The organism is Streptomyces sp. JL2001 (genome assembly GCF_050917515.1).
Taxonomy (GTDB): Bacteria; Actinomycetota; Actinomycetes; order Streptomycetales; family Streptomycetaceae; genus Streptomyces.
In genome coordinates, this window is record NZ_CP169421.1 from 5,369,289 (window position 1) to 5,391,507 (window position 22,219).

General features: G+C 70.8%; 27 protein-coding genes and 1 tRNA gene. 9 read left to right on the forward strand and 19 right to left on the reverse strand.

From position 1 onward, the window contains the following. Positions 1-39 precede the first annotated feature (39 nt). On the forward strand, positions 40-777 hold the full coding sequence (locus ACE1OA_RS23925; protein ID WP_356598398.1) for a TerD family protein: 738 nt from the start codon (positions 40-42) through the stop codon (positions 775-777). A gap of 9 nt (positions 778-786) precedes the next feature. On the opposite strand, the gene ACE1OA_RS23930 is transcribed toward ACE1OA_RS23925, so the two are convergent. Next, positions 787-1,635, reverse strand: a complete 849-nt coding sequence (locus tag ACE1OA_RS23930; RefSeq protein ID WP_356773996.1) for a TerD family protein — start codon at positions 1,633-1,635, stop codon at positions 787-789. Between the two features lie 178 nt (positions 1,636-1,813). On the opposite strand from ACE1OA_RS23930, the gene ACE1OA_RS23935 reads away from it, so the two are divergent. Genes ACE1OA_RS23935 through ACE1OA_RS23945 form a run of 3 tightly spaced genes read left to right on the forward strand, consistent with a single transcriptional unit; the run spans position 1,814 to position 6,330 of the window. Further along, positions 1,814-2,989 carry an HpcH/HpaI aldolase/citrate lyase family protein gene (locus tag ACE1OA_RS23935; RefSeq protein ID WP_356598394.1) on the forward strand — a complete coding sequence of 392 codons (1,176 nt, stop codon included), beginning with the start codon at positions 1,814-1,816 and terminating at the stop codon, positions 2,987-2,989. A gap of 18 nt (positions 2,990-3,007) precedes the next feature. Continuing rightward, positions 3,008-5,449 carry a phosphoribosyltransferase gene (locus tag ACE1OA_RS23940; protein WP_356598392.1) on the forward strand — a complete coding sequence of 814 codons (2,442 nt, stop codon included), beginning with the start codon at positions 3,008-3,010 and terminating at the stop codon, positions 5,447-5,449. A gap of 11 nt (positions 5,450-5,460) precedes the next feature. After that, on the forward strand, positions 5,461-6,330 hold the full coding sequence (locus tag ACE1OA_RS23945; RefSeq protein WP_356599160.1) for an HAD family hydrolase: 870 nt from the start codon (positions 5,461-5,463) through the stop codon (positions 6,328-6,330). Here ACE1OA_RS23945 and ACE1OA_RS23950 read toward each other — a convergent pair. Then, positions 6,293-6,910 carry a DedA family protein gene (locus ACE1OA_RS23950; RefSeq protein WP_384867449.1) on the reverse strand — a complete coding sequence of 206 codons (618 nt, stop codon included), beginning with the start codon at positions 6,908-6,910 and terminating at the stop codon, positions 6,293-6,295. The genes ACE1OA_RS23945 and ACE1OA_RS23950 overlap by 38 nt on opposite strands. A 110-nt stretch (positions 6,911-7,020) precedes the next feature. On the opposite strand from ACE1OA_RS23950, the gene ACE1OA_RS23955 reads away from it, so the two are divergent. After that, entirely contained in the window at positions 7,021-8,175 is a 1,155-nt protein-coding gene (locus ACE1OA_RS23955) for a sensor histidine kinase (protein WP_432753346.1), read from the forward strand. Beyond that, complete coding sequence (locus tag ACE1OA_RS23960; RefSeq protein ID WP_356598385.1) at positions 8,166-8,822, forward strand: response regulator transcription factor; 657 nt, start codon at positions 8,166-8,168, stop codon at positions 8,820-8,822. Before ACE1OA_RS23955 ends, ACE1OA_RS23960 begins: the two co-directional genes overlap by 10 nt. A gap of 66 nt (positions 8,823-8,888) precedes the next feature. On the opposite strand, the gene ACE1OA_RS23965 is transcribed toward ACE1OA_RS23960, so the two are convergent. The 3 genes from ACE1OA_RS23965 to ACE1OA_RS23975 all read right to left on the reverse strand — a co-directional run bounded on the left by ACE1OA_RS23965 (position 8,889) and on the right by ACE1OA_RS23975 (position 11,402). Then, positions 8,889-9,104, reverse strand: a complete 216-nt coding sequence (locus tag ACE1OA_RS23965; protein ID WP_356598383.1) for an FmdB family zinc ribbon protein — start codon at positions 9,102-9,104, stop codon at positions 8,889-8,891. A gap of 61 nt (positions 9,105-9,165) precedes the next feature. After that, positions 9,166-10,467, reverse strand: coding sequence for a hypothetical protein (locus ACE1OA_RS23970; protein WP_432754091.1), 1,302 nt, complete (start codon positions 10,465-10,467; stop codon positions 9,166-9,168). Positions 10,468-10,634: 167 nt separating this feature from the next. Then, the gene (locus ACE1OA_RS23975) at positions 10,635-11,402 is read right to left on the reverse strand and encodes a DUF4097 family beta strand repeat-containing protein (protein WP_384867453.1); all 768 of its coding nucleotides are present in this window, start codon (positions 11,400-11,402) and stop codon (positions 10,635-10,637) included. A gap of 165 nt (positions 11,403-11,567) precedes the next feature. Here ACE1OA_RS23975 and ACE1OA_RS23980 point away from each other — a divergent pair. Beyond that, a tRNA-Val gene (locus ACE1OA_RS23980) sits at positions 11,568-11,642 on the forward strand. 100 nt (positions 11,643-11,742) lie between these two features. Here the strand turns inward: ACE1OA_RS23980 and ACE1OA_RS23985 are convergent. The 12 genes from ACE1OA_RS23985 to ACE1OA_RS24040 all read right to left on the reverse strand — a co-directional run bounded on the left by ACE1OA_RS23985 (position 11,743) and on the right by ACE1OA_RS24040 (position 18,722). Next, positions 11,743-12,879, reverse strand: a complete 1,137-nt coding sequence (locus ACE1OA_RS23985) for a tyrosine-type recombinase/integrase (protein WP_432753347.1) — start codon at positions 12,877-12,879, stop codon at positions 11,743-11,745. Next, positions 12,879-13,088 carry an excisionase family DNA-binding protein gene (locus tag ACE1OA_RS23990; protein WP_225799697.1) on the reverse strand — a complete coding sequence of 70 codons (210 nt, stop codon included), beginning with the start codon at positions 13,086-13,088 and terminating at the stop codon, positions 12,879-12,881. Before ACE1OA_RS23990 ends, ACE1OA_RS23985 begins: the two co-directional genes overlap by 1 nt. Continuing rightward, complete coding sequence (gene repSA, locus ACE1OA_RS23995; protein ID WP_432753348.1) at positions 13,085-14,476, reverse strand: replication initiator protein RepSA; 1,392 nt, start codon at positions 14,474-14,476, stop codon at positions 13,085-13,087. The genes ACE1OA_RS23990 and repSA overlap by 4 nt, the downstream gene beginning before the upstream one ends. 5 nt (positions 14,477-14,481) lie before the next feature. Further along, positions 14,482-14,658, reverse strand: coding sequence for a hypothetical protein (locus tag ACE1OA_RS24000; protein ID WP_432753349.1), 177 nt, complete (start codon positions 14,656-14,658; stop codon positions 14,482-14,484). Positions 14,659-14,748: 90 nt separating this feature from the next. Beyond that, positions 14,749-15,297: a GGDEF domain-containing protein gene (locus ACE1OA_RS24005; protein ID WP_432754092.1), complete on the reverse strand. Its 549-nt coding sequence runs from the start codon at positions 15,295-15,297 to the stop codon at positions 14,749-14,751. A 5-nt stretch (positions 15,298-15,302) separates the two neighbouring features. Then, entirely contained in the window at positions 15,303-15,635 is a 333-nt protein-coding gene (locus ACE1OA_RS24010) for a SpdD-like protein (RefSeq protein ID WP_432753350.1), read from the reverse strand. Positions 15,636-15,646: 11 nt separating this feature from the next. After that, the gene (locus ACE1OA_RS24015) at positions 15,647-15,805 is read right to left on the reverse strand and encodes a hypothetical protein (RefSeq protein ID WP_190103575.1); all 159 of its coding nucleotides are present in this window, start codon (positions 15,803-15,805) and stop codon (positions 15,647-15,649) included. Positions 15,806-15,824: 19 nt separating this feature from the next. Beyond that, positions 15,825-16,016, reverse strand: coding sequence for a mobile element transfer protein (locus tag ACE1OA_RS24020; RefSeq protein ID WP_225799694.1), 192 nt, complete (start codon positions 16,014-16,016; stop codon positions 15,825-15,827). Between the two features lie 12 nt (positions 16,017-16,028). After that, the gene (locus ACE1OA_RS24025) at positions 16,029-16,730 is read right to left on the reverse strand and encodes a DUF2637 domain-containing protein (RefSeq protein WP_432753351.1); all 702 of its coding nucleotides are present in this window, start codon (positions 16,728-16,730) and stop codon (positions 16,029-16,031) included. Between the two features lie 29 nt (positions 16,731-16,759). Continuing rightward, a complete protein-coding gene (locus tag ACE1OA_RS24030; protein ID WP_384527267.1) occupies positions 16,760-16,936 on the reverse strand; it encodes a hypothetical protein in 177 nt (58 codons plus the stop codon). An 83-nt stretch (positions 16,937-17,019) separates the two neighbouring features. Further along, the gene (locus ACE1OA_RS24035; RefSeq protein WP_432753352.1) at positions 17,020-18,375 is read right to left on the reverse strand and encodes an FtsK/SpoIIIE domain-containing protein; all 1,356 of its coding nucleotides are present in this window, start codon (positions 18,373-18,375) and stop codon (positions 17,020-17,022) included. Between the two features lie 2 nt (positions 18,376-18,377). Beyond that, complete coding sequence (locus ACE1OA_RS24040) at positions 18,378-18,722, reverse strand: hypothetical protein (protein ID WP_432753353.1); 345 nt, start codon at positions 18,720-18,722, stop codon at positions 18,378-18,380. A gap of 163 nt (positions 18,723-18,885) precedes the next feature. On the opposite strand from ACE1OA_RS24040, the gene ACE1OA_RS24045 reads away from it, so the two are divergent. Together ACE1OA_RS24045 and ACE1OA_RS24050 are read left to right on the forward strand one after the other, a co-directional pair. Beyond that, positions 18,886-19,617: an XRE family transcriptional regulator gene (locus tag ACE1OA_RS24045; RefSeq protein WP_402441990.1), complete on the forward strand. Its 732-nt coding sequence runs from the start codon at positions 18,886-18,888 to the stop codon at positions 19,615-19,617. Positions 19,618-19,651: 34 nt separating this feature from the next. Continuing rightward, positions 19,652-20,122 carry an NUDIX hydrolase gene (locus ACE1OA_RS24050; RefSeq protein WP_432753354.1) on the forward strand — a complete coding sequence of 157 codons (471 nt, stop codon included), beginning with the start codon at positions 19,652-19,654 and terminating at the stop codon, positions 20,120-20,122. On the opposite strand, the gene ACE1OA_RS24055 is transcribed toward ACE1OA_RS24050, so the two are convergent. Next, positions 20,110-20,670: an HD domain-containing protein gene (locus ACE1OA_RS24055; RefSeq protein ID WP_432753355.1), complete on the reverse strand. Its 561-nt coding sequence runs from the start codon at positions 20,668-20,670 to the stop codon at positions 20,110-20,112. The genes ACE1OA_RS24050 and ACE1OA_RS24055 overlap by 13 nt on opposite strands. 519 nt (positions 20,671-21,189) lie before the next feature. Beyond that, positions 21,190-22,185, reverse strand: a complete 996-nt coding sequence (locus ACE1OA_RS24060; protein ID WP_432753356.1) for a hypothetical protein — start codon at positions 22,183-22,185, stop codon at positions 21,190-21,192. Positions 22,186-22,219: the final 34 nt, after the last annotated feature.

Genomic DNA, 22,219 nt, shown 5'->3' on the forward strand with positions numbered 1-22,219 from the left:
TGTCGGCGGGGACCAGTCACGAGTGGGGGGTGGGGACGCATGGCCTTCTGGGACGGCCTGTTTCCGGGCAGGGTGGCGCAGTTCGACTCGGGCAGCGCCTCGACCAACGCGATCGAACTGACCAAGCGACGTCCGGCGGTCTCGCTCACCAAGCAGGGAGCGGCCACCGGCAACCTCCGGGTCAACCTCTCCTGGCGGATGCGCACCTCGGACATCGAGGGCCGCTCCCGGCAGAGCGGCCGGCTGCTGCGCCACCCCTCGAAGCTGTTCAAGCCGGAGGTCGTCCAGGCGCACACCCAGGGCGTGGTCAACGTCGACCTGGACCTCGGCTGCATGTACGAGCTCGCGGACGGCAGCAAGGGCGTCGTACAGCCGCTGGGCGGCTTCTTCGGCTCCCTGAACGCGCCGCCGTACGTGAACCTCAGCGGCGACGACCGCTTCGGCGGCTCGTCCGGCGAGACGATCTTTGTCAACCTCGACCACCGGGACGCGATCAAGCGGCTGCTGTTCTTCGTCTACATCTACGACCAGACGCCCGCCTTCGACCGCACGCACGCGAAGGTCACGCTCTACCCGAGCAACGGCCCGCGGGTCGAGATCGAGCTCGACGAGCGCGCCCCGCAGGCCCGCTCCTGCGCCGTCTTCACGGTGGAGCGGGTCAAGGAGGAGCTGGTCGTCCGCCGCGAGGTCAAGTTCGTCTACGGCTTCCAGGCGGAACTGGACCGGCTGTACGGCTGGGGCCTGCAGTGGGGACGCGGCTACAAGACCAAGGCGTGACCCGTGGCCTTACGGACGGACGAACTGAGGACCCATCGGAGGCATCCGGAAGTTCGGGTCGGGTGCGGGCGCGGCGGCCGCCGCGGGCTGCGGGTAGCCGTACGCGGGCTGGGCCGAGGCCGGCTGCGGGTAGCCGTACGCGGGCCCGGTGCCCTCGCCGGGCTGCGGGTAGCCGTAGGCCGGGGGAGCGGACGGCCGGGGCGGCACGGCGACCGGAGCCGGCGACGGGCCGGGCACGTGCGCCACGGTCGCGTCGAGGTCCTGCCCGGGGGCCGGGTCCTGCGCGGGCGCCCCTGCCTCGTCCACGGCCTCGTCGACCGAGATCCCGAAGTCGGTGGCGAGCCCCACGAGGCCCGTCGGGTAGCCCTGTCCCACCGCGCGGAACTTCCACGTGTCCCCGCGCCGGTACAGCTCGCCGCAGATGATCGCCGTCTCCTCGCCCGTCTCCGCCGTCACGTCGAAGACGGCGAGCGGGTCCTGCTCCGACGAGACCGCGTCGTACACCAGGATCCGCAGGTCACGGACGGAACGGAAGGTGTCGCCGTCCGAGGAGGCGGCGATCACCACCTGGTCGACCGAGGGGTCGAGTCCGCCGAGATCGGCCTCGACCGTGTCGGTCAGCCCCTCGGCCACCCGCTTCTTCGGCAGCCGCCGCACCAGGCCCGACGGATGGCGCGGCTGGTTGTAGAAGACGAAGTCCTCGTCGGACCGCACCCGCCCGTCGGCGCCGAGGAGCAGGGCCGAGGCATCCACGTCGGGGACCCCGGGGCCCGGGGTCCAGCGGAGCACGGCCCGTACGGCCGCGGTGTCGAGAGGGACGTTGGAGCCCTTCAGCATCGCGTGCGTCATGGGCGTCATCCTGCCTTCCCCGCCCGGCCAGGGACAACGCGGGGGCCGTACCGATCCGGGGGAGATGCAGTGGATGCGGATGAGTTACCTGGATTTCATGCGCGAAGGGAACTAAGGACACCCACACCTACGTACTATTACCGGCCACATGTCTTCAGGGCCCGCAGCAGCAGTCGGGGGAGTTATCTTGCGTCATTTCGGGCACATCCCGTCCGCCACGCGGGCAGGGCTGTTCCACCAGGAGCCGGCCGAGTTCACGGCCGACTCGCCCGCGAACATCCTCGCCGTCGCCCTCGGCGCCACCCTCTACAGCCCGGCCACCCGGCCGCGCCTCGCCGATGACGTGCGCAAACAGGCCGCCCGCGGGGTCGTCTCCATGGTGCTCTGCCTGGAGGACTCCATCGCGGACGCCGACGTCGAGGGCGCCGAGGCCAACCTCGTCGAGCAGTTCGCCCAGCTCGCCGCCGGCGAGACCGGCGCGCCGGAAGACCTGCCGCTGCTCTTCATCCGGGTCCGCGAGCCCGGCCAGATCCCCGATCTGACCGCCCGCCTCGGCGACACCGTCCGCCTGCTCTCGGGCTTCGTCCTGCCGAAGTTCGACGAGCCCCGCGGGCGCGCGTTCCTCGACGCCCTCAGCACCGCCGAGACGGCCTGCGGACGGCGACTTTTCGCCATGCCCGTCCTCGAGTCGCCCGAGCTCCTGCACCTGGAGACCCGCGCCGCCACCCTCGCCGGCATCGCCACGCTCGTGAACGAGCACCGCGACCGCGTCCTGGCCCTGCGCCTCGGCGTCACCGACTTCTGCTCCGCCTACGGACTGCGCCGCTCGCCCGACATGACGGCCTACGACGTCCGGCTCGTCGCCCACGTCATCGCCGACGTCGTCAACGTCCTCGGCCGGTCCGACGGCACCGGCTTCACGATCACCGGCCCCGTCTGGGAGTACTTCCGGCTCGGCGAGCGCATGTTCAAGCCCCAGCTGCGCCGCAGCCCCTTCCTGGAGGGCCGCGCCGAGGACCTGCGCACCGCCCTCATCGAGCACGACCTCGACGGACTGCTGCGCGAGATCGAACTCGACCGGGCCAACGGCCTGCTCGGCAAGACCTGCATCCACCCCACCCACGTGATCCCGGTCCACGCACTCTCCGTGGTCAGCCACGAGGAGTTCAGTGACGCCCAGGACATCCTGCGTCCGGAGCGGGGCGGCGGCGGGGTGCTGCGCTCGGCATATACGAACAAAATGAATGAAGTGAAGCCGCATCGCGCGTGGGCCGAGCGCACCCTCCTGCGCGCCGAGGTGTTCGGCGTCGCCAAGGAGGACGTCGGCTTCGTGGATCTGCTCACCGCCGGACTGTCCGGCTGACGGAAGGTGAACCAAGACGTGGTGTGGTCGGGAACGTGGGTCGCAGAGCGGCTCGGCGTCGAACTGAACGGCGACGAGCAGCTTCCGGGCCTCCTTGGCCTCGCACTGCGCCGCAACCCCAGGCGAGCCCATCTGCTCGTCTCCAACGTGCTGGGCAAGCACGTGCCCCAGCGCCCCTCCGTGGTCCGCGACGCCGGCCACGCCCTGGGCGTACGGGTACGCGACCTGCTCGGCGACGAGGACGCGGCGCGCTCCGTCGTCCTCGGCTACGCGGAGACCGCGACCGGCCTCGGCCACAGCGTCGCCGACGGCCTGGGCCTCGCCCCCTACCTCCACTCCACCCGCCGGCCGGTGGACGGAGTCGCCCCCGCGGGCGGCTTCGAGGAGTCCCACTCGCACGCCACCTCGCACCTGCTCCTCCCCGAGGACCCCAAGCTGCTCGCCGGCGACGGACCCCTGGTCCTCGTCGACGACGAGTTCTCCACCGGGAACACCGTCCTCAACACCATCCGCGACCTGCACGCGCGCTACCCGCGCGACCGCTACGTGATCGTCGCCCTCGTCGACATGCGCACCCCCGCCGACCGCGACCGGCTCACCGCCTTCGCCGCCGAGATCGGCGCCCGCGTGGACCTCCTCACCCTCGCCGCGGGCACCGTCACCCTGCCCGACGGCGTCCTGGAGAAGGGCCAGGAGCTCGTCGCCCGCCACGAGACCGCGCCCGCCCCGGCCCCCGCGCCCCGCGCCGCCGCCTCCCGCGTCGTCCTGGACTGGCCCGAGGGCGTCCCGGACGGCGGCCGTCACGGCTTCACCCCCGAGCACCGCGCCCGCCTGGAGGCCGCCCTGCCCGCGCTGGCCGCCCAGGTCGCCGAGGCGCTGCCCCAGGCCCCCGGCGCGCCGCGGCCCCGCGTTCTCGTCCTCGGCTTCGAGGAGCTCATGTACGCCCCGCTGCGGCTCGGCACCGAACTGGAGCGGACCGGACACGACGTCGCGTACTCCACCACCACCCGCTCGCCCGTCCTCGCCGTCGACGACCCCGGCTACGCCATCCGCACCCGGCTCGTCTTCCCGGCCCACGACGCCCCCGCCGACGGACCCGGCGAGCGCTACGCCTACAACGTCGCGGGCGCCGGCTTCGACGCCGTCGTCGCCGTCGTCGACTCCGTCGCCGACACCCCCGACCTGCACGCCCCCGACGGCCTGCTGGCCCAGCTCGCCGCCCACGTCCCGCACGTGGTCCTGGCCGTCGTCCCCTCGTACGTGCCCGCTCCCGCCACCGAAGCTCCCGAAAGGAGCTCCATGCTGCCCGAGCCCCTCCGCGGCCCCGCCTTCTCCTCGTACGCCCCCGAGGAGGTCGGCTGGCTGCTCCAGGACCTCTCGGACGTCGAGCTGGAGGCCCCGACCGAGGAGCGCGAGGAGGCCATCCAGAGCGGCGGCGCCCACTACGCCGAGTCGCTGCCCGTCGAGTACCAGCCCAGCGCCCGGTACCAGGAGCTGTTCCAGGCGGCCCTGGAGACCTCCGCCGCCCGGATCGCCCGGGCCGTCGGCACCGTCACCGAGACCGTGCTCGCCGAACGCCCCGGCACCCCCGTCCTCGTCTCGCTCGCCCGCGCCGGCACCCCCGTCGGTGTCCTCATGCGCCGCTGGGCCCAGGCGCGCCACGGCCTCGACCTGCCGCACTACGCCGTCTCCATCGTCCGCGGCCGCGGCATCGACACCAACGCGCTGCGCTGGCTCGCCGCCCACCACGACCCCGCCGACGTCGTCTTCGTCGACGGCTGGACCGGCAAGGGCGCCATCACCCGCGAACTCGCCGAGGCCCTGGAAGCCCACCGGGAGAAGCACGGCGGCCCGGCCTTCGACCCGGAGATCGCGGTCCTCGCCGACCCCGGCTCCTGCGTGCGCACCTACGGCACCCGCGAGGACTTCCTCATCCCCTCCGCCTGCCTCAACTCCACCGTCTCCGGCCTCATATCGCGCACCGTGCTGCGCGCCGACCTGGTCGGACCCGACGACTTCCACGGCGGGAAGTTCTACCGCGAACTGGCCGGCGCCGATGTGTCGAACGACTTCCTGGACGCCGTCACCGTACGCTTCGACGAGGTCGCCGACTCCGTCGACGCCGAGGTCAAGGAGCTGCTGAGCGCCGACCGGACCCCCACCTGGGAGGGCTGGGCAGCCGTCGAGCGGATCAGCGAGGAGTACGGCATCCACGACGTCAACCTGGTCAAGCCCGGTGTCGGTGAGACCACCCGGGTCCTGCTGCGCCGCGTCCCCTGGAAGATCCTCGCCCAGCGCGGCGCCGGAGCCGACCTCGCCCACGTGCGCCTGCTCGCCGAACAGCGTGGGGTGCCCGTCGAGGAGGTCGACGGACTCCCGTACACCTGCGTGGGACTGATCCACCCCCAGTACACGCGGGGCGCCACCGGCGCCGACGGGAAGGCGGTGGTCTCCCAGTGAGCGCCACCATCATGGTCGCCAGCGACCTCGACCGGACCCTCATCTACTCCACGGCCGCCCTCGCCCTCGGCATGCCCGACGCGCAGGCGCCCCGGCTGCTCAGCATCGAGGTGCACGAGAGCAAGCCGCTGTCCTTCATGACCGAGGACGCCGCCGTACTCCTGGAGGAGCTGGCCACCGAGGCCGTCTTCGTCCCCACCACGACCCGCACGCGCAAGCAGTACCAGCGCATCCAGCTCCCCGGAACGGCCCCGACGTACGCGATCTGCGCCAACGGCGGCCACATCCTCGTCGACGGCGTCAGCGACCCCGACTGGCACGCGGCGGTCGTGCGCCGGCTCGCCGACGAGTGCGCGCCCCTCGCCGAGATCCGCGCCTACTTCACCGCCACCACCGACCTCTCCTGGGTGCGCAAGCACCGGGTGGCCGAAGACCTCTTCGCCTACCTCGTCGTCGAGCGCGAGCGCCTGCCCGACGAGTGGCTCCGGCGCTTCGGCGAGTGGGCCGACGGCCGCGGCTGGACCGTGTCGCTCCAGGGCCGCAAGGTCTACGCCGTGCCCAAGCCGCTCACCAAGAGCGCCGCGATGCGCGAGGTCGCCCGCCGCGCCGGCGCCACCCTCACCCTGGCCGCGGGCGACTCCCTGCTCGACGCCGACCTGCTCCTCGCCGCCGACCGGGCCTGGCGCCCCGGCCACGGCGAACTCGCCGACACCCAGTGGACCGCACCCCACCTCGACGCCCTCGGCGAGCGGGGCGTCGCGGCCGGCGAGGAGATCCTGCGCCGCCTCCTCGCGGCGGTACGGGCAGACCGCTCGACCGTGCCCCCGCAGACCGTCATTTCGCTCAACGGTTCCCCCGCCGCGCTCCCCGACCGGGCCTGAGCAACCGCAGCCCCAGGAACCACAGCACCGCGCCCGCCGCGACCACGAGCACCGCCTTCGAGTAGACCGACACGTACCCGGTGACCTCCTCCCAGTTGTCACCGAGGACGTAACCGGCCGACACGAAGGCGGTGTTCCACAACGCGCTGCCGAGCGCGGTGAGGACGAGGAACACCGGTAGCGGCATCCGCTCGACGCCCGCGGGAACCGACACCAGACTGCGGAAGATCGGCACCATCCGGCCGAAGAACACCGCCTTGGTGCCGTGCCGCAGGAACCACGCCTCCGTCCGCTCGATGTCCGCGACCTTCACCAGCGGCAGCCTCGCCGCGATCGCGAGGGTCCGCTCCCGGCCGAACAGCGCCCCCACCCCGTACAGCGCCAGCGCGCCGACGACCGAACCGAGCGTCGTCCACAGCAGCGCGGCGGCCAGGTCCATCCGCCCGTTCGCCGAGGCGAACCCCGCCAGCGGCAGGATCACCTCGCTCGGAATCGGCGGGAACAGGTTCTCCAGCGCGACGGCGATGCCCGCACCCGGGGCGCCGAGCGACTCCATGAGCTCGTTGATCCAGGTCTCCATGGCCTCCACGCTAGGAATCGGGCGCCCACCGCGGACTGATGGCGACCGCACGACAAGGTGCGGACAACCGCAGTGCGCGCACACGGCGCCTGCGTCTAGCGTGACCGATCATGAGCACTCTCGCCGGGCACACCATGCGTCTGCTGCGGACGGCCGCCGGGCTCGCCCTCGGCGCCGCCACCGCCGCGGCCGAGCTCCTCGGCCTGGTCGCCACCGTCCTCGCCCTGCTCCCCGTCCTTCCCTGGCCACGCGGCCGGCGCGCCGTCCTGCGCCGCGCGGCCGCCGCCGCCCGCGGCCTCGTCGCCCTGGAACGGCGACGGCTCGACCGCTTCCTCGACGTCCGACTCCCCAGCGGCCAGGACGACCCGGCCGCCCTCCGCTACCTCTGCGCCCGCTGGATGCTCGGAGTCCTCGGCGGCGTCGTCCTCCTCTGCGCCGGCTACGGGCTCGGGTTCGGCACCTTTGTCCTCTGGGGCTGGCTGGTCACCGACATCACCTTCCCCGGAATGGTCGCCCTCGGCAGCCTCGGAGGGCTCTTCCTGCTCTTCCTCTCCGTCCAGGGCGCCCTCGGAGTCGCCTCCCTGGAAGGCCAGTTGGCCCGCCGCTTCCTCGGCCCCAGCCTCGCCGAGGCGCTGGAGGCGCGGATCGCCCAACTCGCCACCAGCCGCGCGGAGGTCATGGACGCCGTGCACGACGAGCGCCGCCGCATCGAGCGCGACCTCCACGACGGGGTGCAGCAGCGGCTCGTCGCCCTCGGCATGCTCCTCGGCCGGGCCCGCCGGCTGCGCGGCCGCGATCCGGAAGGCGCCGACGCACTGCTCCTCCAGGCCCACGACGAGAGCCGGCGCGCCCTGGCCGAACTCCGCGAGGTGGCCTGGCGGGTCTACCCGGCCGTGCTGGACGAGTCGGGCCTGCGGGCCGCCCTGGAGACGGTCGCGGAACGCGGCCCGCTCCCGGTCGGCCTCGTCTACGAGGTGCCGCGACAACTGCCCAGAGCGGTCGAGACCGTCGCCTACTTCGTCGTCTCGGAGGCCGTCACCAATGTCGCCAAGCATGCGGGGGCGACCCGCATCGACATCCATGTCTCGCTGGAGGAGCAGGAGTTGAACGTACGCGTGAGCGACGACGGAACCGGCGGGGCGGACGCCTCCGGCAGCGGCCTGGCCGGCCTGGCGAGCCGGGCCGCGGCCCTGGACGGACGACTCGCGGTCGACAGCCCCGTCGGCGGCCCGACGGTCATCAGGGCGGAGCTGCCGTGCGTGTGATCCTCGCGGAGGACTCGACCCTGCTGCGCGAGGGGCTCGTGCGGCTCCTGGTGGAGGAGGGCCACGAGGTGACGGCGGCCGTCGGCAACGCGGTCGAACTCCTCGCCGCGGTCCGGGCGGACCCGCCGGACGTGGTCGTCGCCGACGTCCGGATGCCCCCGACCCACACCGACGAGGGCCTGCGGGCCGCCCTGGAGATCCGGCGGAGCAGCCCCGAGGTCGGGGTGCTCGTACTCTCGCAGTACGTGGAGCGGCGGTACGCGACCGAGCTGCTCACCGGCGACACGGGCGCGGTCGGCTACCTGCTCAAGGACCGGGTGGCGCAGGTCGACGAGTTCCTGGACGCCCTGGAACGGGTGGGGGACGGCCGCACCGCCTTCGACCCGGAGGTCGTCCGCCGCCTGCTCGTCCGCTCCTCCCACACCGACCCGCTGTCCCGCCTGACCCCGCGCGAGGGCGAAGTGCTGGCGGCGATGGCACAGGGACACACGAACGCGACGATCGCGGCCCGGCTGCACGTGTCGCAGAGCGCCGTGGAGAAACACATCAACGCGATCTTCGACAAGCTGGAGCTGACCGGCCGCGGCGAGGGCGGCGAGGGCTACAGCAAGCGGGTGCTGGCGGTGCTCCGGTACCTGGGCAGCTGAGGGCGCGCCCCGGCCGGACGGCCGTACAGCCGTCGGCCGGGGTGTTCCGTCGGGGCGCCGGCGCGGTCAGCCGCAGCAGCCGCCACCGCAGCAGCCGCCCCCACCCCCGCCGGCGGGCGCGGCGCCGCCCTTCGCGGTGCCGCCGACGGCGACGGCCGAGAGCAGCTTGACGGTGTCGTCGTGCCCGTCGGGGCAGGAGGCGGGCGCGGACGACTCGGCCATCGGCCGGTTCAGTTCGAACGTGTCGCCGCAGGTCCGGCAGCGGTATTCGTAGCGAGGCATGGGCCCAGGCTAGCGGGCGCCACGGCCCCGGCACACCGTGCGAGGCCGCCTGGGAAGCGTCTCAGTGGTGGCCGGCGCCCCGCTCCTCACGGATCTGTTCGACGACGCGCGCGGCGGTCGCGCGGACGGCCTCCAGCTCGGTCAGGAAGTGCCAGTAGTCGGGGTGCCGGCCGCTGTCCAGACCCTCGACGGCGCGATCGAGCCGGCCGACGGCGTCGTCGAGCGGGCGGGCGTGCCGCGGATCGGGGGTGCTGCGGCCGTCCATCGCCAGGCGCTGGGCGTCACGCACCGCGAACCGCGTGCGGTCGATCTCCTGCTTCGGGTCCTTGGCGACCGCGTCGAGCCTCCGCAGCCGGTCACCGGCCGCGGACACGGCCTCGTCGGTGCTGTTCAGCAGGGCCCGGGCGGTGGCGAGGAGACTGGTGGCATCCGGCCAGCGCTGCTCGGCCCGGGCCGCCGCGGCCTCCCGCAGCTTCTCCTCGGCCTGCCGCCCGGTCTCGGCGGCCTGCTCGGGAACGTGCTGGAGATCCTGCCAGCAGGCGGCCGAGAAACGGCGCCGGAGCTCCGAGAGCACCGGCTCGACGGCAGCGGCCCGGGTGGCGAGGGCCTGGGCGCGGGTACGCAGCGACACCAGGCGCTTGTCCGTCTCGGCCGCCCGCTCGGGCAGCCGCTCGGCCTCGGTGCGGACCGCCTCCGCGTCCCGCAGCACCTGGTCGGCGCGCTGGAGGGTCTCGGCGACACCGTGCCGTCCGGCGCCCTCGTTGAGCCGGGTGAGCTCGGGCCCGAGCGCCGCGAGCCGGGCGGCGAGGTCGTCGGCACGGAGCCCGGACTCCCGTACCGCGTCGAGCGCGGTGCTCGCGCCCCGCAGCGCCTGCCGGGCCCGCTCGACGGCGGGGGCGAGCCGGGCCAGCTGCGTCTCGGCCTTGTCCAGCAGCGGCCCGAGGCCCTGCTCGAAACGTTCCAGCTCCCCCCTGACCCGGACGAGCTCGTCCTTGGCGCGGGTCAGCTCGCCACGGGCCCGTACGGCGGTGGCCGCGTCCAGCTCGTCCCGGTCGAGATCGTGGGCGTCGACGGCCGTGATGTAGGCGTGGCTCACCTCGTCGATCCGCCGCCCCAGCGCGCCGAACTCCTCGACGGCGCGGCGGGCGCCGGGCGAATCGTCGACGGCCGTGATGGTCTCGATCGAGATCCGCAGATCGCGCTGGGCGGTGTCGAGTTCGTAGAACGCGGCGGCGGCATCGTCCTTCGCGGCCTGGGCCTCGGCCCGCTGACTCTCCCCGCGCCCACCGAACCAGCGCCGCGTGCCACCACCGGCGAAGGCACCGGGCAACAGGGCCAGACCCAGCAGCGGCAGCGCCACCATGAGCCGCAGCACGCCGCGACCCGCCCCCGCGGAGGCCTCCGGGCGCTCCCCGGATACGGCACGCGTCGCACTGCCCCTCGTGTGAGTCGCCGCCACTCCCACTCCCGTGTCCGCCGTGTCCGGTTCGGTTCATTCTCCCACCGGGTAAGGACGAACACACGGGCCGATCAGTTCACCGCACGGACGGTGACTTCTCCGTTGTCGCTGCGCGCGGTCACGGCGTGCCCGCCGCCCTTCGCGGTCGGCACGTCGATCCGGACGTCGCCGTTGTCGCTCCGACCGTCCACGTCGTAGGTGGCACGGGGCAGCGCGATGTCGATGCTGCCGTTGTCGGTGACGGCCTCGACCCGCCGCGGCACGGCGCCCAGCGCGAGCCGCACGTCCCCGTTGTCGGTGCGCGCGGCGACGTCGGTGGAGCCGGAGGCGTCCTCGACGACGACATTGCCGTTGCCGCTCCCCAGATCGAGCGCGCCGGTGGCGCGGCGGACGACGACGTCACCGTTGTCGGACCGGATCTTCAGGGGGGTCGCGAAGCCCGTGGCGGTCACCTTGCCGTTGTCGTCCTCCACGTTCACGGAGACACCGCGCGGCACCTGGATGCGGTGGACGGCCCCGCAGCTGGACGCGAGCGCGTCGCACTCCAGCCGGAGGGTGAGCCGGCCGTCGGCCATCCGCCAGGTCGCGTCGGGTCCGTCGCCCATGAACACCCACCCGTCGACCTGCCGGCTGACGCGGACGTCCTGGACGTCGGCGGGCACGATCTCCAGGTCGGAGTTGTCGGAGTCGATGGTGAGGGTCGTCCCGGAGAGGGCGAAGCTCTTCGACTCCACGGGCGCCCCCTCGACATCCGCGGACCCGCACCCGGTCACCCCGAGAGCGACGACGACGGCCCCGCCCGAGGCGAGGAGCATACGGATGCGGCGGCGAGCTGCCATGACGATCGAACCCCCAGGTGAAGCGCTGACTGTCCCCTCACGATAGGGACCCCTCACACCCCCGACGATCCGGCGACCCACCGCCCCTGTGGTGGGGCTACCCCCCGCTCCCTATCGGTTTGCGGGACCCACCCGTGGGCCATGTACGCTGTTGTTTCCTTGCACGGGCGCGTAGCTCAGGGGTAGAGCGCTGCTCTTACAAAGCAGATGTCGGCGGTTCGAAACCGTCCGCGCCCACCAGCAGGTAGCACGACAAAGGCCCAGGTCACCGGTACTGAACCGGGAGCCTGGGCCTTGTTCGTTCTTCGGCCGTGGAGGCGGGGGAGGGGCGCCGTGCCAGTCACGTGCCAGAAGCGTCGCCGGACTCGCCCGGCCGGACTTTCTTGATCTGCTCGTCGACGTGGGCGGCGATGGCGTGGTCACGCCCGTTCACCAGGTGCTGATAGATCAGCGCGGCCCGCACCGACGAGTGCCCCATCCGCTGCATCAGCTCACGCGTCGTGGCGCCGCCGGTCGCGGCGAGGGTGTTCCCGGTGTGGCGCAGATCGTGGAAGTGGACGTCTTTGAGCCCGGTGGTCTTCAGGGCCCGCAGCCACAGTCGGCGGAAGTTGTTCCGGCGCAGCTGCCCACCGCGGGCTCCGGTGAAGACCAGCCCGGTCCGACCCAGCTCGGCGTAGACCGCGAGATGAGTCGCCAGACTTTCCGCCAGTGAGGCCGGGAAGGCGACGGTGCGCACACCGGCCGCGCTCTTGGGCGTCTTGATCAGAATGCCGTCGGTACGGGTCTCGGCCAGAGAACGTCGTACGGCGACGGTTCGGCGGTCGAGGTCGACGTCATGGCGCTGAAGCGCGGCAAGCTCTCCGAAGCGGAGGCCGGTGAAGGACGCCAGCAGGATGAACACGCGGAAGCGCGCCGGCACGGCGTCGGCGAGTTGGAAGACCTCGGTAACGTCGAGGAACGGCCGCTCGGCCGTCTTGGCTGCCCCGGCACCCTTGATGCGGCAGGGGTTTCGCTGGATCACCTCGTCGTCGACCGCGGTGTTCAGGATGGCGCGGAGGATCTGGTACGCCTTGGCGACAGTCGGCTCACCGACACCCGACTCCAGGAGGGCAGCGCGCCAGCGGCGGATCTGGGGCGTGGTGATCTCACTCAGGACCACGTCCGCGAAGGTCGGCAGAATGTGGAGGCGCAGCGCGCTGCTGTTGCGTTCGCGGGTGGTCGCCGCGTAGTCACGTTCCTTGAACCAGGCATCGGCGTAGACCCCGAAGAGAACCTTGTCGTCCGGGTTCTTCCATTTGCCGTCGATGATCTCCGCTTCCTTGCGGACGAGCCACCGATCGGCATCGGTCTGCGAGGCAAACGTCTCGGGCGCGGATCGCGTCAGCCCGTCCGGCCCCTGATAGCGAGCCTGGAAACGACCTGAGGGCAGCTTGCGCACCGCACCGAAGCGGCGACGCTTTGCTTTGGTGTTCGCCATCAGGCCACCGCCGCGAATCGGCGACGAGTGGTGATCGGCTGGACGGTATGGGCAGCTATGAATTCCTCCAAAGCTCGCTCAGGGATACGTACATGGCGCCCGACCTTGACGAAGACGATCCTGCGCTCGGCGATGAGCCGACGAGGAAACCTCTCGGTTGTACCCAGCAATTCGGCAGCCTGCCCCACGGTCAGCAGTCGGTCGGTCATGCGGTTGCTCCCTCCAGGGCGAGTTGGTCGCGTAGGGCTTCGCGGGCGGTCTCACGGTTGAGCTGGATGTCCCGGGCGATGGAGGCGGCGAGGGCGGCCTCACCGGGGGAGTGGCCTTGGCCGGCGTACGTCCAGGAGGTGAGGACGAGGACGGTGTCCGGCTCGATGTCGTCGAGGCCGCGGGCGGTGCGTTCCTGGGCGGCGCGGTAGTCGGCGCGGGTCTGGCGCAGCTCGCTCAGAGTGGTGGAGTACTGGCGGGACTTGGTGGAGAAGTGGCCCCGGAAGCCGAGCATGTGGGCCCAGGCGAGGAGCCGACGATCCGGGTAGAGCGGGTCGAGGTCGAAGCAGGTTTCGACGAGGCGACGGGTGTGGTCGGGGACGCCGAGGAGGACGAGAGCCTCACGGTTGCCGATGCGGCGGTCGAGGCTGCCGGTGGTCTCGGCGGCTTTGGTGGCGTACTTGGCGATGTAGGAGGCGACGGCTTGTTCGGTGATGTCGGAGCCGTCGCCGAAGGCTTTGACGGGCCGGATGTCGAGCTGGGTGCCCCAGCGCAGGCGGCGTAACGGCTGATCACCGGCGGCAGGGACGGTGATGGTCGTGTACGAGTGCGCGGCAGCGGACTGGACCGAGGCGGTGAGGAGTTCGGTGGTGGCCCAGGACGGGGGCGGGGTGTCCGGTCCGTCCGGGCCGTCGAGGCGAACCACGACGTGGAAGTGGACGGCGCCGCGCTTCTGGAACTCGGCGACCTTCCCGTAGGAGATGCGGGCGACCTCCTTCAGGGCCCGCTGGGAGAGGCCGGCAGCGGCGGCGATCTCTCGGCGCAGCCGCTTGACGAAGCGGTCCCAGAGCTGTCCGGCGTGGTTGTTGAAGAGGACGGCGGCGGCGTAGTCGTACGACTCGGGATCGAGTGGGGTGCCCAATTCGGGGGTGTCCTCGGGGTGGCGGGTGCCGCAGCGGCATGGCCGGGCGCCGGGCCGGTTGTGGACCGGGCCGAACGACGGCGCCGTAAGGGTCAGGAACACGCGGGGGTGATCGCGAACCGTGCCGGGGATGTCTCGGCGGTCGTCTCCGGCGAGGCCGGCGCGGATGAGGTGGTAGGTGTCGCCCGCGTAGGTCCAGGCGCAGGCGGGGCAGCGAGAGGCCCGTCGGTTACCGCAGGCGACCCGGAGCCGTCCGCCGGGTTCGGTGTCGGTGGAGTAGCGGTGCAGGGTCTCGCCGGTGGTCTTGTCCTGCGTCAGCGTCCAGCCCTGGAGGTGGATGGGCTGGGAGCAGCCACCGGTGCGGTGGATCTGTTCCTTCCAGCGGTCGAAGCCGGGGGACCCGGCCACCCGGAGCAGGTCGCTCAGGGTGGCCGAGTCCAGGCCCGCCGCGGTGGCGGTGTCGGTCAAGGTGGTCACTTCCCGGCGCGGGTGAGGGCGGCGGGGATGGTGTGGCCGAGGCCCCGGCAGGTGGGGCAGTTGACGCGGATGGTGTCGCGGGTGCCGTCGGCGGCCTGGAGGCCGGTGGTGATGGTGGCGGTGGCGAAGCCGTCGCAGTCGCGGCAGACACGCGGGGTGGTCTGGGGCATCATGGGCTTTCCCTTTCGGGCCTGTTGGGTCTGGGAGGGGTCAGGCGCCCGGGGTGGCGGATGTTTGGCGACAGAGGCCGTCCCGGGGGCCGCTTAGCGTGTGTGGTTGCGCCTGCCGTGGCCCTTTGCCGCGTACATCGCCGCGTCGGCGGCCGAGAGGGCGTCGGTCAGGGTCGGGGCCAGCAGCTGGTCGCGGAGGCAGCAGCCGACGGAAGCGGAGATCGGCAGAACGTGGCCGTTGTGGGTGACCGGCTGGTCCAGGGCGGACCAGAGATCGAAGAGGTTGACGGTGCCGAGGTCGGTGACGATGGCGGCGAACTCGTCTCCACCGAGCCGGGCGGCGATGCCGTGCCGTCCGCACCAGTCGGTCAGGCGGCGGGCGGTTTCGGTGAGGACCGCGTCCCCGGCGGCATGACCATGCGTGTCGTTGATGGCCTTGAAGTCGTCCAGGTCGACCAGGAGAACGAGCGCACCGGGGTGCTTGGCGATGAGGCGTTCGGCGCGAGCGGTCCATCCGGCGCGGGTGTGCAGTCCGGTCAGGGGGTCGCGGCGGGCGGTGGCCAGGCGGCGCGAGAGCAGTCCGCCGTGCAGGACCCAGCCCAGGGCCGGTAAGCCCGCAGCGGCCATGGTGTACGTGTCCACGAAGGTCACCGGCCCTTCTGCATGTCGCGGACGAGCAGCCGCAGGACGACCGCCACGACCGCGATCGAGGCGCCGGTGATGGCGACGGCGAGCAGCATCGAGACGAGGACCGTGCCGACGATCAGGACGAGTCCGGCACCACCGGCGACGAGGGTGACCAGGCCGGACGGGGTGAGGCGGACGGCCGGGACCTGGACGCGGGGCGCGGCCGGGACGGGCGCCGGGGTGTGGTCGTGGTGGCAGGCCGCCGGCTCGATGTCGGTCGGGGTGGTCGGCAGGACGAGCGGGGTGACGATGCCGGTCGGGAGCGGGTTGACCGGGATGCGGGGGCGGAGCATGGCGGTTCTCCCTACTTGTTGATCGTGTTGTCGATGAGCGGGGCGAGGACGCTGTCGGCGAGGAGGTAGCCGCCGAGGAGGATCACGGCGACGAGCCACCAGGGCGGGCGGATGAGCTTGATGCCGAGGCCGCCGACGACGATCAGGGCGAGCCAGAGCGGGACGTCCATGACGCGGTTCTCCTTCGGTTCAGCGGGCGGTGCAGCGGTGGGTGCGGGCGGCGAGCTGGGCGGCGGAGGAGCTGGAGTAGTCGGCGGACCAGCCGCAGCGGTCGGCGGTGCAGACGGCGGCGTACTTGGTGCGGCCGTGGCGGTCGCGGTGGGTGCCGATCTGCACGGGGCCGATCCGCATCACGGAGTGGAAGCGGTCACGGGCGGGCATCGTGGTCTCCTTTCAGGCGAGTTGGGCGGCGATGGCGTTGGCCATCAGGGGCGGGACGCCGAGGCGGGCACGCAGGGTGTCGGCGTCGATCGGGTAGCCGGTCCGAGCGCGGTAGTCGTCGGCGACCTTCCGGGCGTGAGCGACGAGTGCCGGCGGTACGGCCACAGGAGCGGGTTCGGGCTCCGGGACCGGTTCCGGGACGGGGGAGGGCAGGGCCGGTGCGGCGGCGATCTCCGGCTCCGGCTCTAGCTCGGTCGTGTCGTCCCGCTCGATGACCGCTTCCACGGCCGCAGGCTCCTCGGTGTCCGTGGTGGGTTCGGCAGGCTGGGCGACCGCCGGGTGCCCGGGGGAGTGGACGAGGAGGGTGCCGCCGAGGAAGGCCAGGGCGGGCCATCCGGCGACGAGGATGCGCAGCCAGTCCGGCACGTCGGTGAGGTCGAGGAGTCCGGCGGTGGCGATGTTGGCGCCGAGGGATGCGGCCAGGGCGACGGTGAACCAGGTCCAGGCCGAGCGGGCCGAGGTGCCGGCGGCCCGGAGGCTCCGGAGCCGGTGCCAGGCGGCGACGAGGAGGAGATCGACGGAGACGGGGTAAGCCCACGCCTTCCATCCGGTCTGGCCGGCCGCTTCGGCGAGGTCGTGCAGGTGAGCGAAGGACAGGGCACCGGCGATCACGGCCTGTACGAGGACGGCGTCCGGCCGGAGCGTGGGGCGCATCGCGGTACCTCCTTCCTGGATCGACGGGGTCAGGTGGTGGCTTCGCCGGTGCCGAAGCAGGTCAGGCACAGGGCGGCCTGCTGGTGGTCGGTGTCGCGGAGCTTGCGGGAGCCGACGCGTACGGTCTCGGCGGTCTCACCGGCGCCGGTGCAGTCGGGGCACTTCTTCGGCGCGGTCTTCCGGGTGGTGGTCTTACGAGCGGCCATCGGGGCGCCTCCTTTCGGTTTCAGGCATGGGAGGGGTAGGGACCTGGCGTGAGACGGTCACGCCGGCCGTGGAGCGGGGTGGGTCAGGCGATCGCGGGAGCCGTGACGGTCGAGGGCGCCGCGGCTTTGCCCAGGGGCGGTAGGACGGGCCGGAAGGCGTCCAGCGCGGGAATCTCCGGGGTGCGGTGAGCCTGGGCGTTACAGGCGTTCACGGCCCGGCGCAGGGTGAGGTGCGGGGTGCGGATGCGGACCCAGCCGCCGGAGGAGTCGCCGACGACGGCGGTGCCGGGCCGATCGGTGGGGATCTGGATGGTGGCGAGGACGGCGTCCGGGGAGATGTCCCCGAAGGCCATGTTCGCGGAGGTCTCGTCGTTGACGCGGTGAGCGGTGCGGCCGGTGAGCTGGGCGCGGAGCATGGTGATGCCCTTGCCGAGTTCGGAGCCGAAGCGTTGCCCGCAGATCTCCAGGTAGATGCCGGCGGCGCGGCCGAGCTGGGAGAGCCGGACGAGGGAGGTGATGATCCGGTCCCGGCGCTTCTCCTCGTCCTTCGTGGCGAAGAGGGCGAGTTCGGCGACCTCATCGACGAGCAGGACGATCGGTGTCGGACGCAGGTGGTCGGGGAGGTCCCAGATGTCGGCGGTGATCTCCGCATCCGGGATGTCCGCGCTCAGCCGCTGCTCGTGCCGGATGAGCTGGTAGACGTCCTCCATGTGCCCGACGAGGGCATCGAGGAGTTCGGCCGCGGTGTCAGGGTTGTCGGCCAGGGCCGTGAACCTTCGGGCGAGCGGGGCGAGTTCCACGCCCTGCTTGCAGTCGATGCCGACCAGGGCCACATCGAGCGCGGCGAGGCCGGCGACGAGGTTGCGCTGATAGACGGACTTGCCGGACTGAGTGGCGCCGACGTTCAGCGCGTGCGGGATCTGACGGTAGTCGCGGTAGTAGACCTCTCCGTCCTCCCGCAGGGCGACCGGTACCCGCATCACCCCACCACCGGGCAGGGTGGGCATCTGCACTCGCTTGAGCACGTCGTAGCCGGTCATCCGCAGTTCCACCACACCTGAGCGGATCTCCCGGGTGGTGACGTTCCGCATGACGAACGAGTGCCGCAGCCGGTCCGAGGCGGCGGAGAAGTCGAAGGCGTCCTGTCCCGGGCGGAGCTTCACCCGAAGCACCAGGCCCGTCCGCGTCGGCCGCAGTCGGAGAATCCGAGGGGCCCGGGAGTCCGGGACGGGCCGGCCGGTGAGCTGGGCCAGGGCGAGGCGCCAGCGCGAAGGCGGGACGGTCAGCCCGCACGCGTCCATGACGGACGAGTACCGGACCAGGACCCGCACGATCGCGAGGCCGATGCCGAAGCTCATCCAGTACCAGGCCGGACGCTGCCACCGCAGCAACAGCGCGACCGTGGCGACCAGCGCGAGGGTGATCGTTAACGCGGTCATGGTCAGGCCGCCTGGGCGGCGGTGAGGGAGGTGACGGCGACGGCGCGGAAGCTGATGCCGTGGCGCTTCTGGCCGTTGAACTCGTTCTCCCAGGGCCGGGCGACGACGCCGGTCAGGGCGACCGGGGTGCCCATGGCCAGCTCGCCAGAGATGCCGGTCTCGGGGACGGTCAGGTTCAGGATCTCGGCGTTGCCGTCCATGACGAACATGACGTCGATCGTCATCAGCGTCGCGCCGGTCTCGCGGTCGGTGGCTACCTCACCAGTCTGCCGGTTCGCGATCTTCGGGGCCGGAGGCTGGGCCACCATCACCATGGCCGTGGTCGTGTCGACGGGGATCTGACGCATCGTCTTATCTCCTGATTTTGGAGCCTGCTTGAGCCCGCTCGTTCGGCGGCGAGACAAGAAAACCGCGACAGGCCATGGACGCATCACGACCCGTATGGACGTTTGGGGACGTCTGAGCTATCGTCAAAACGTCCCTAGCGTCCCTCAGTTGGGTGGTGTCGTGATGGCGAACGAGCGTCTGCGGGCGACGATTTCAGCGAAGGGGGAGACGATCCATTCGCTGGCCCAGCACGTAGGGGTAGACCCGAAGAGCGTCGAGCGTTGGATCACGACGGATCGAACTCCGCACCGAGGGCACCGCTGGAAGGCATCGAGCTTCCTGGGGGTCGATGAGGTCTACCTCTGGCCTTCGGTCTCCAAGCAGGCAGAGACAGCAAGTACCTCGGAACTGGTCACCTACTACCCCCACCGGGGTGCGGTGCCGGCTGCACTTTGGTCGTCACTCATCGAACGGGCCACCAGCCACGTCGAAATCCTGGTGTATGCAGGTCTGTTTCTCTTCGACAGTCACCCCGACCTGCCGGACCAGCTATCGGACAAGGCCAAGGCAGGAGCACAGGTTCGGATCCTCCTCGGCGACCCGGACTCTGAGATGGTCCGCCAGCGAGGCGAGGAGGAGGGCATTGGGAGTGACCTTGCAGCTCGCGCTCGCATCACCCGCCGATACCTCGAACCGGCAACGAAGACGCCGGGCGTCGAGGTCCGTCTGCACGACACGATCCTCTACAACTCGATCTACCGATTCGATGACGACGTCCTGGTCAACCCCCACGTTCTCGGGGCGCCGGCCGGACAGAACCCGGTCTTGCACTTCCGCTACATCCCCGGAGCCCGGACGTTCCGTCACTACATGAAGAGCTTTGACTACGCGTGGGAGCTTGGCACCCCGTCGTAGCAGGGATCGGCCATGGTCATGCGACGCTGGAGGTATGGCCCGCATCGATCACTTCAACGACCCGAATGCCCCGAAGGCGAACAGCATCGTCCCGTCTGTCACAATCGCCGCTCGCAACGAGGCAGGAGCGGTACTGCTGATCCACAAGACGGACAACGACCTGTGGGCTCTGCCCGGCGGGGGCGTGGACGTGGGCGAGTCGGTTGCCGCAGCAGCCGTACGAGAGACGAAGGAAGAGACGGGGCTCGACGTCGAGGTGACTGGGTTGGTAGGGATCTACACCAACCCGGCACACGTCATCGCGTACGACGATGGCGAGGTACGTCAGCAGTTCTCGATCTGCTTCACCGCGAAGATCACCGGTGGCGATTTGCGTACCAGCAGTGAGAGCAAGGAAGTCGCTTTCGTCAGCCCGGAACGGCTTGACGAACTGAACATCCACCCGTCGATGAGGCTGCGGATCGACCGCGCTCTGTCCGATGAGACCGAGCCTTACATCGGTTGACCGCCCAATCGAGCGAGGGTCCGTCCGACGGCGGCGCCCAGGTAGGGCCGAGCGTTGCTGATCGCGGTGTGGACCTCGGAGCCAGGTGCGTAGCGGACGAGGATCTCGTCAATGCGTCGTTCGAAGTCGAAGCTTTGACCGGCCGGACCCGTGGTCATGTCGGCGAAGATCAACGCGTCGAGAACCGGGGAGTCTTCCCGGTCGTACACAGCCAGTTCTGCCGAGAGTCCGCGCTGCTCGGCTTCGTACACGGCGCCTGAGTGATGGGCCACGAGCCGCACGAGGCGGTCGGGAGCACCGAGCGAGGCAAGGTGTCGGGCACCGTCCAGCGGGTGGAAACCCGTATCGCGCAGCTCGGGCGCGTACCCGATGTCGTGGAGCCAGGCTGCGGCGATGAGCAGATCGCGCTCATCCTCGGGGAGGGCCTTCGACGCCTCCACAGCCCGAGCAGCAACCGCTTGGGTGTGCAGCCAGCGATTCCCGAGCGGCGGCAACAAGGACTCAGCCAGCTCAGCCGCTCCATGAGGCGTATCCAGTGCAGAAGGCATGAACGGCACCGTAGCTCAACGAACGGAAGCCTCAACAGGCCAACCACTGGCCACAGGACGAGTGCGGTGAGAGTTTCTCTACTTCATCAAGGCACCCACCGCGCATAGCGCGGTGCGCGCGGCCCGTCGCCCGGGCCTGCGCTCCTGTCTACGCCCCGCTCCAGCCCGGGCGCCGGCCGCACGCCTGACAGCTTGGGTTGATGGGTAGCGAACCCACGTGGCCGAGGCAGTACGCGAGTGCGACTCAAAGCGATGCCTCCGGCGGGGGCGCTCAGACTCCGGGATGGGAGAGGGCCGTGCGCGGGTGTCGGCCGGTGGTGTGTAGCGGTGGGGGACTCCCATCCCGTCTGCCGTCGACCCAGGCAGAGCCGAGCAGACACGGCACCGGGCGTCCAGGTCGTTCGTACAGTGGCGCGCTCCACCTGGACGCCCGGCACCGCGCCTGCTCCACGGAGTGTGGGTCGACGGCAGACGGGACGGGAGTCAGAGGTGGGGGTGGCACACGAGCACTGCGTAACTTCAACTTCCAGCAGAGACTGAAAGGTAGTCCATATCCAGCTGCTCAGTACGCCGCATGTCTTCCATGCTGAAGAGCTCGGTAGTAGTCACCTGCGCAGAAATCGATTTGATGGCCCCGGTGGGCTCACAAAGCGACACCCATGCGTGTACCAGAGCCATCCACGCCTCAGCCCCCTCCGCCCCTGATGAGTTCGCAACATTCCTGGCCGCTTCGACGATGGAAACCGAAGGCAGATTGGGATCACCTTCGGGCCATGCCTCCACTTCAGGCAGCACATCAGGCTCCAGGATGAAGTGGAGAACTACCTCGATGGATTCGGCGCCCCAATTCGGCAACGCTTGCGCGCGGATCTGATGAATCTTCCGCAGGGCAGAGCCTTCATCGCTCTCCTTTGCATGCTTAGACACGATCTTGGATCGAAATCGAACCAACGAGTCATGGAGGTCATCCGGGAATGCGAACCTACCAAAGCGACGCGCCACTACTGCCGCGAAGTTTCGGATCTGCTCATCTGTCTCGACTCCATGAATCGGCTCCTGCCCGACCAGAATGCTCTTCTCGACAGTGAATGTCCGGGTCAAGTCTGCGGCCTGGTCTTCGCCGAGCTGTGGTAGCCAGACGAACTGAGTGGACTCATACTTCTGGATCTGGCGAATCTGGCCGGCAGGGATAGTCCTGACAGGGCAGAGCTGGACGAACGGCTGGGCTGAAACGTGTCGAACCACGTCACACGTCTGCGAGACAATCGCGTACCCCCCGGGCTCCGTGGAGTCCAAGATCGCCAGCTCGGGAGGCTGCCCATCGACGCTCGCTAGCGGAACACCTTCAATCCCACGCAAAGACTCAGCGGCAGCGGTCAGGGGGCGGCTCAAATCAACGAGTCGCACGGCAGAGACGTTTTTCATTACGTCACCTTGACGCCATTGGGTCGAAACATCACTTACCTGCTCACGGATGCGCGCCCATTGATCGTCAGCCGCTTCCTGGCTCCCCATTCACGCTCCGGTCGGCAGCCTTGCCAAGACGACG

Coding starts and splice junctions, on each gene's coding strand:
- ACE1OA_RS24035 (WP_432753352.1), bottom strand. CDS start 18,375: ATGACCGCGTTAACGATCACCCTCGCGCTGGTCGCCACGGTCGCGCTG.
- ACE1OA_RS23985 (WP_432753347.1), bottom strand. CDS start 12,879: ATGGCGAACACCAAAGCAAAGCGTCGCCGCTTCGGTGCGGTGCGCAAG.
- ACE1OA_RS23950 (WP_384867449.1), bottom strand. CDS start 6,910: ATGGAGACCTGGATCAACGAGCTCATGGAGTCGCTCGGCGCCCCGGGT.
- ACE1OA_RS24025 (WP_432753351.1), bottom strand. CDS start 16,730: ATGCGCCCCACGCTCCGGCCGGACGCCGTCCTCGTACAGGCCGTGATC.
- ACE1OA_RS23975 (WP_384867453.1), bottom strand. CDS start 11,402: ATGGCAGCTCGCCGCCGCATCCGTATGCTCCTCGCCTCGGGCGGGGCC.
- ACE1OA_RS24045 (WP_402441990.1), top strand. CDS start 18,886: ATGGCGAACGAGCGTCTGCGGGCGACGATTTCAGCGAAGGGGGAGACG.
- ACE1OA_RS24030 (WP_384527267.1), bottom strand. CDS start 16,936: ATGGCCGCTCGTAAGACCACCACCCGGAAGACCGCGCCGAAGAAGTGC.
- ACE1OA_RS24050 (WP_432753354.1), top strand. CDS start 19,652: ATGGCCCGCATCGATCACTTCAACGACCCGAATGCCCCGAAGGCGAAC.
- ACE1OA_RS23990 (WP_225799697.1), bottom strand. CDS start 13,088: ATGACCGACCGACTGCTGACCGTGGGGCAGGCTGCCGAATTGCTGGGT.
- ACE1OA_RS24015 (WP_190103575.1), bottom strand. CDS start 15,805: ATGGACGTCCCGCTCTGGCTCGCCCTGATCGTCGTCGGCGGCCTCGGC.
- ACE1OA_RS24000 (WP_432753349.1), bottom strand. CDS start 14,658: ATGATGCCCCAGACCACCCCGCGTGTCTGCCGCGACTGCGACGGCTTC.
- ACE1OA_RS24055 (WP_432753355.1), bottom strand. CDS start 20,670: ATGCCTTCTGCACTGGATACGCCTCATGGAGCGGCTGAGCTGGCTGAG.
- ACE1OA_RS23930 (WP_356773996.1), bottom strand. CDS start 1,635: ATGACGCCCATGACGCACGCGATGCTGAAGGGCTCCAACGTCCCTCTC.
- ACE1OA_RS23955 (WP_432753346.1), top strand. CDS start 7,021: ATGAGCACTCTCGCCGGGCACACCATGCGTCTGCTGCGGACGGCCGCC.
- ACE1OA_RS24010 (WP_432753350.1), bottom strand. CDS start 15,635: ATGCTCCGCCCCCGCATCCCGGTCAACCCGCTCCCGACCGGCATCGTC.
- ACE1OA_RS24060 (WP_432753356.1), bottom strand. CDS start 22,185: ATGGGGAGCCAGGAAGCGGCTGACGATCAATGGGCGCGCATCCGTGAG.
- ACE1OA_RS23945 (WP_356599160.1), top strand. CDS start 5,461: ATGGTCGCCAGCGACCTCGACCGGACCCTCATCTACTCCACGGCCGCC.
- ACE1OA_RS23970 (WP_432754091.1), bottom strand. CDS start 10,467: ATGGTGGCGCTGCCGCTGCTGGGTCTGGCCCTGTTGCCCGGTGCCTTC.
- ACE1OA_RS23925 (WP_356598398.1), top strand. CDS start 40: ATGGCCTTCTGGGACGGCCTGTTTCCGGGCAGGGTGGCGCAGTTCGAC.
- ACE1OA_RS23965 (WP_356598383.1), bottom strand. CDS start 9,104: ATGCCTCGCTACGAATACCGCTGCCGGACCTGCGGCGACACGTTCGAA.
- ACE1OA_RS24040 (WP_432753353.1), bottom strand. CDS start 18,722: ATGCGTCAGATCCCCGTCGACACGACCACGGCCATGGTGATGGTGGCC.
- ACE1OA_RS24020 (WP_225799694.1), bottom strand. CDS start 16,016: ATGCCCGCCCGTGACCGCTTCCACTCCGTGATGCGGATCGGCCCCGTG.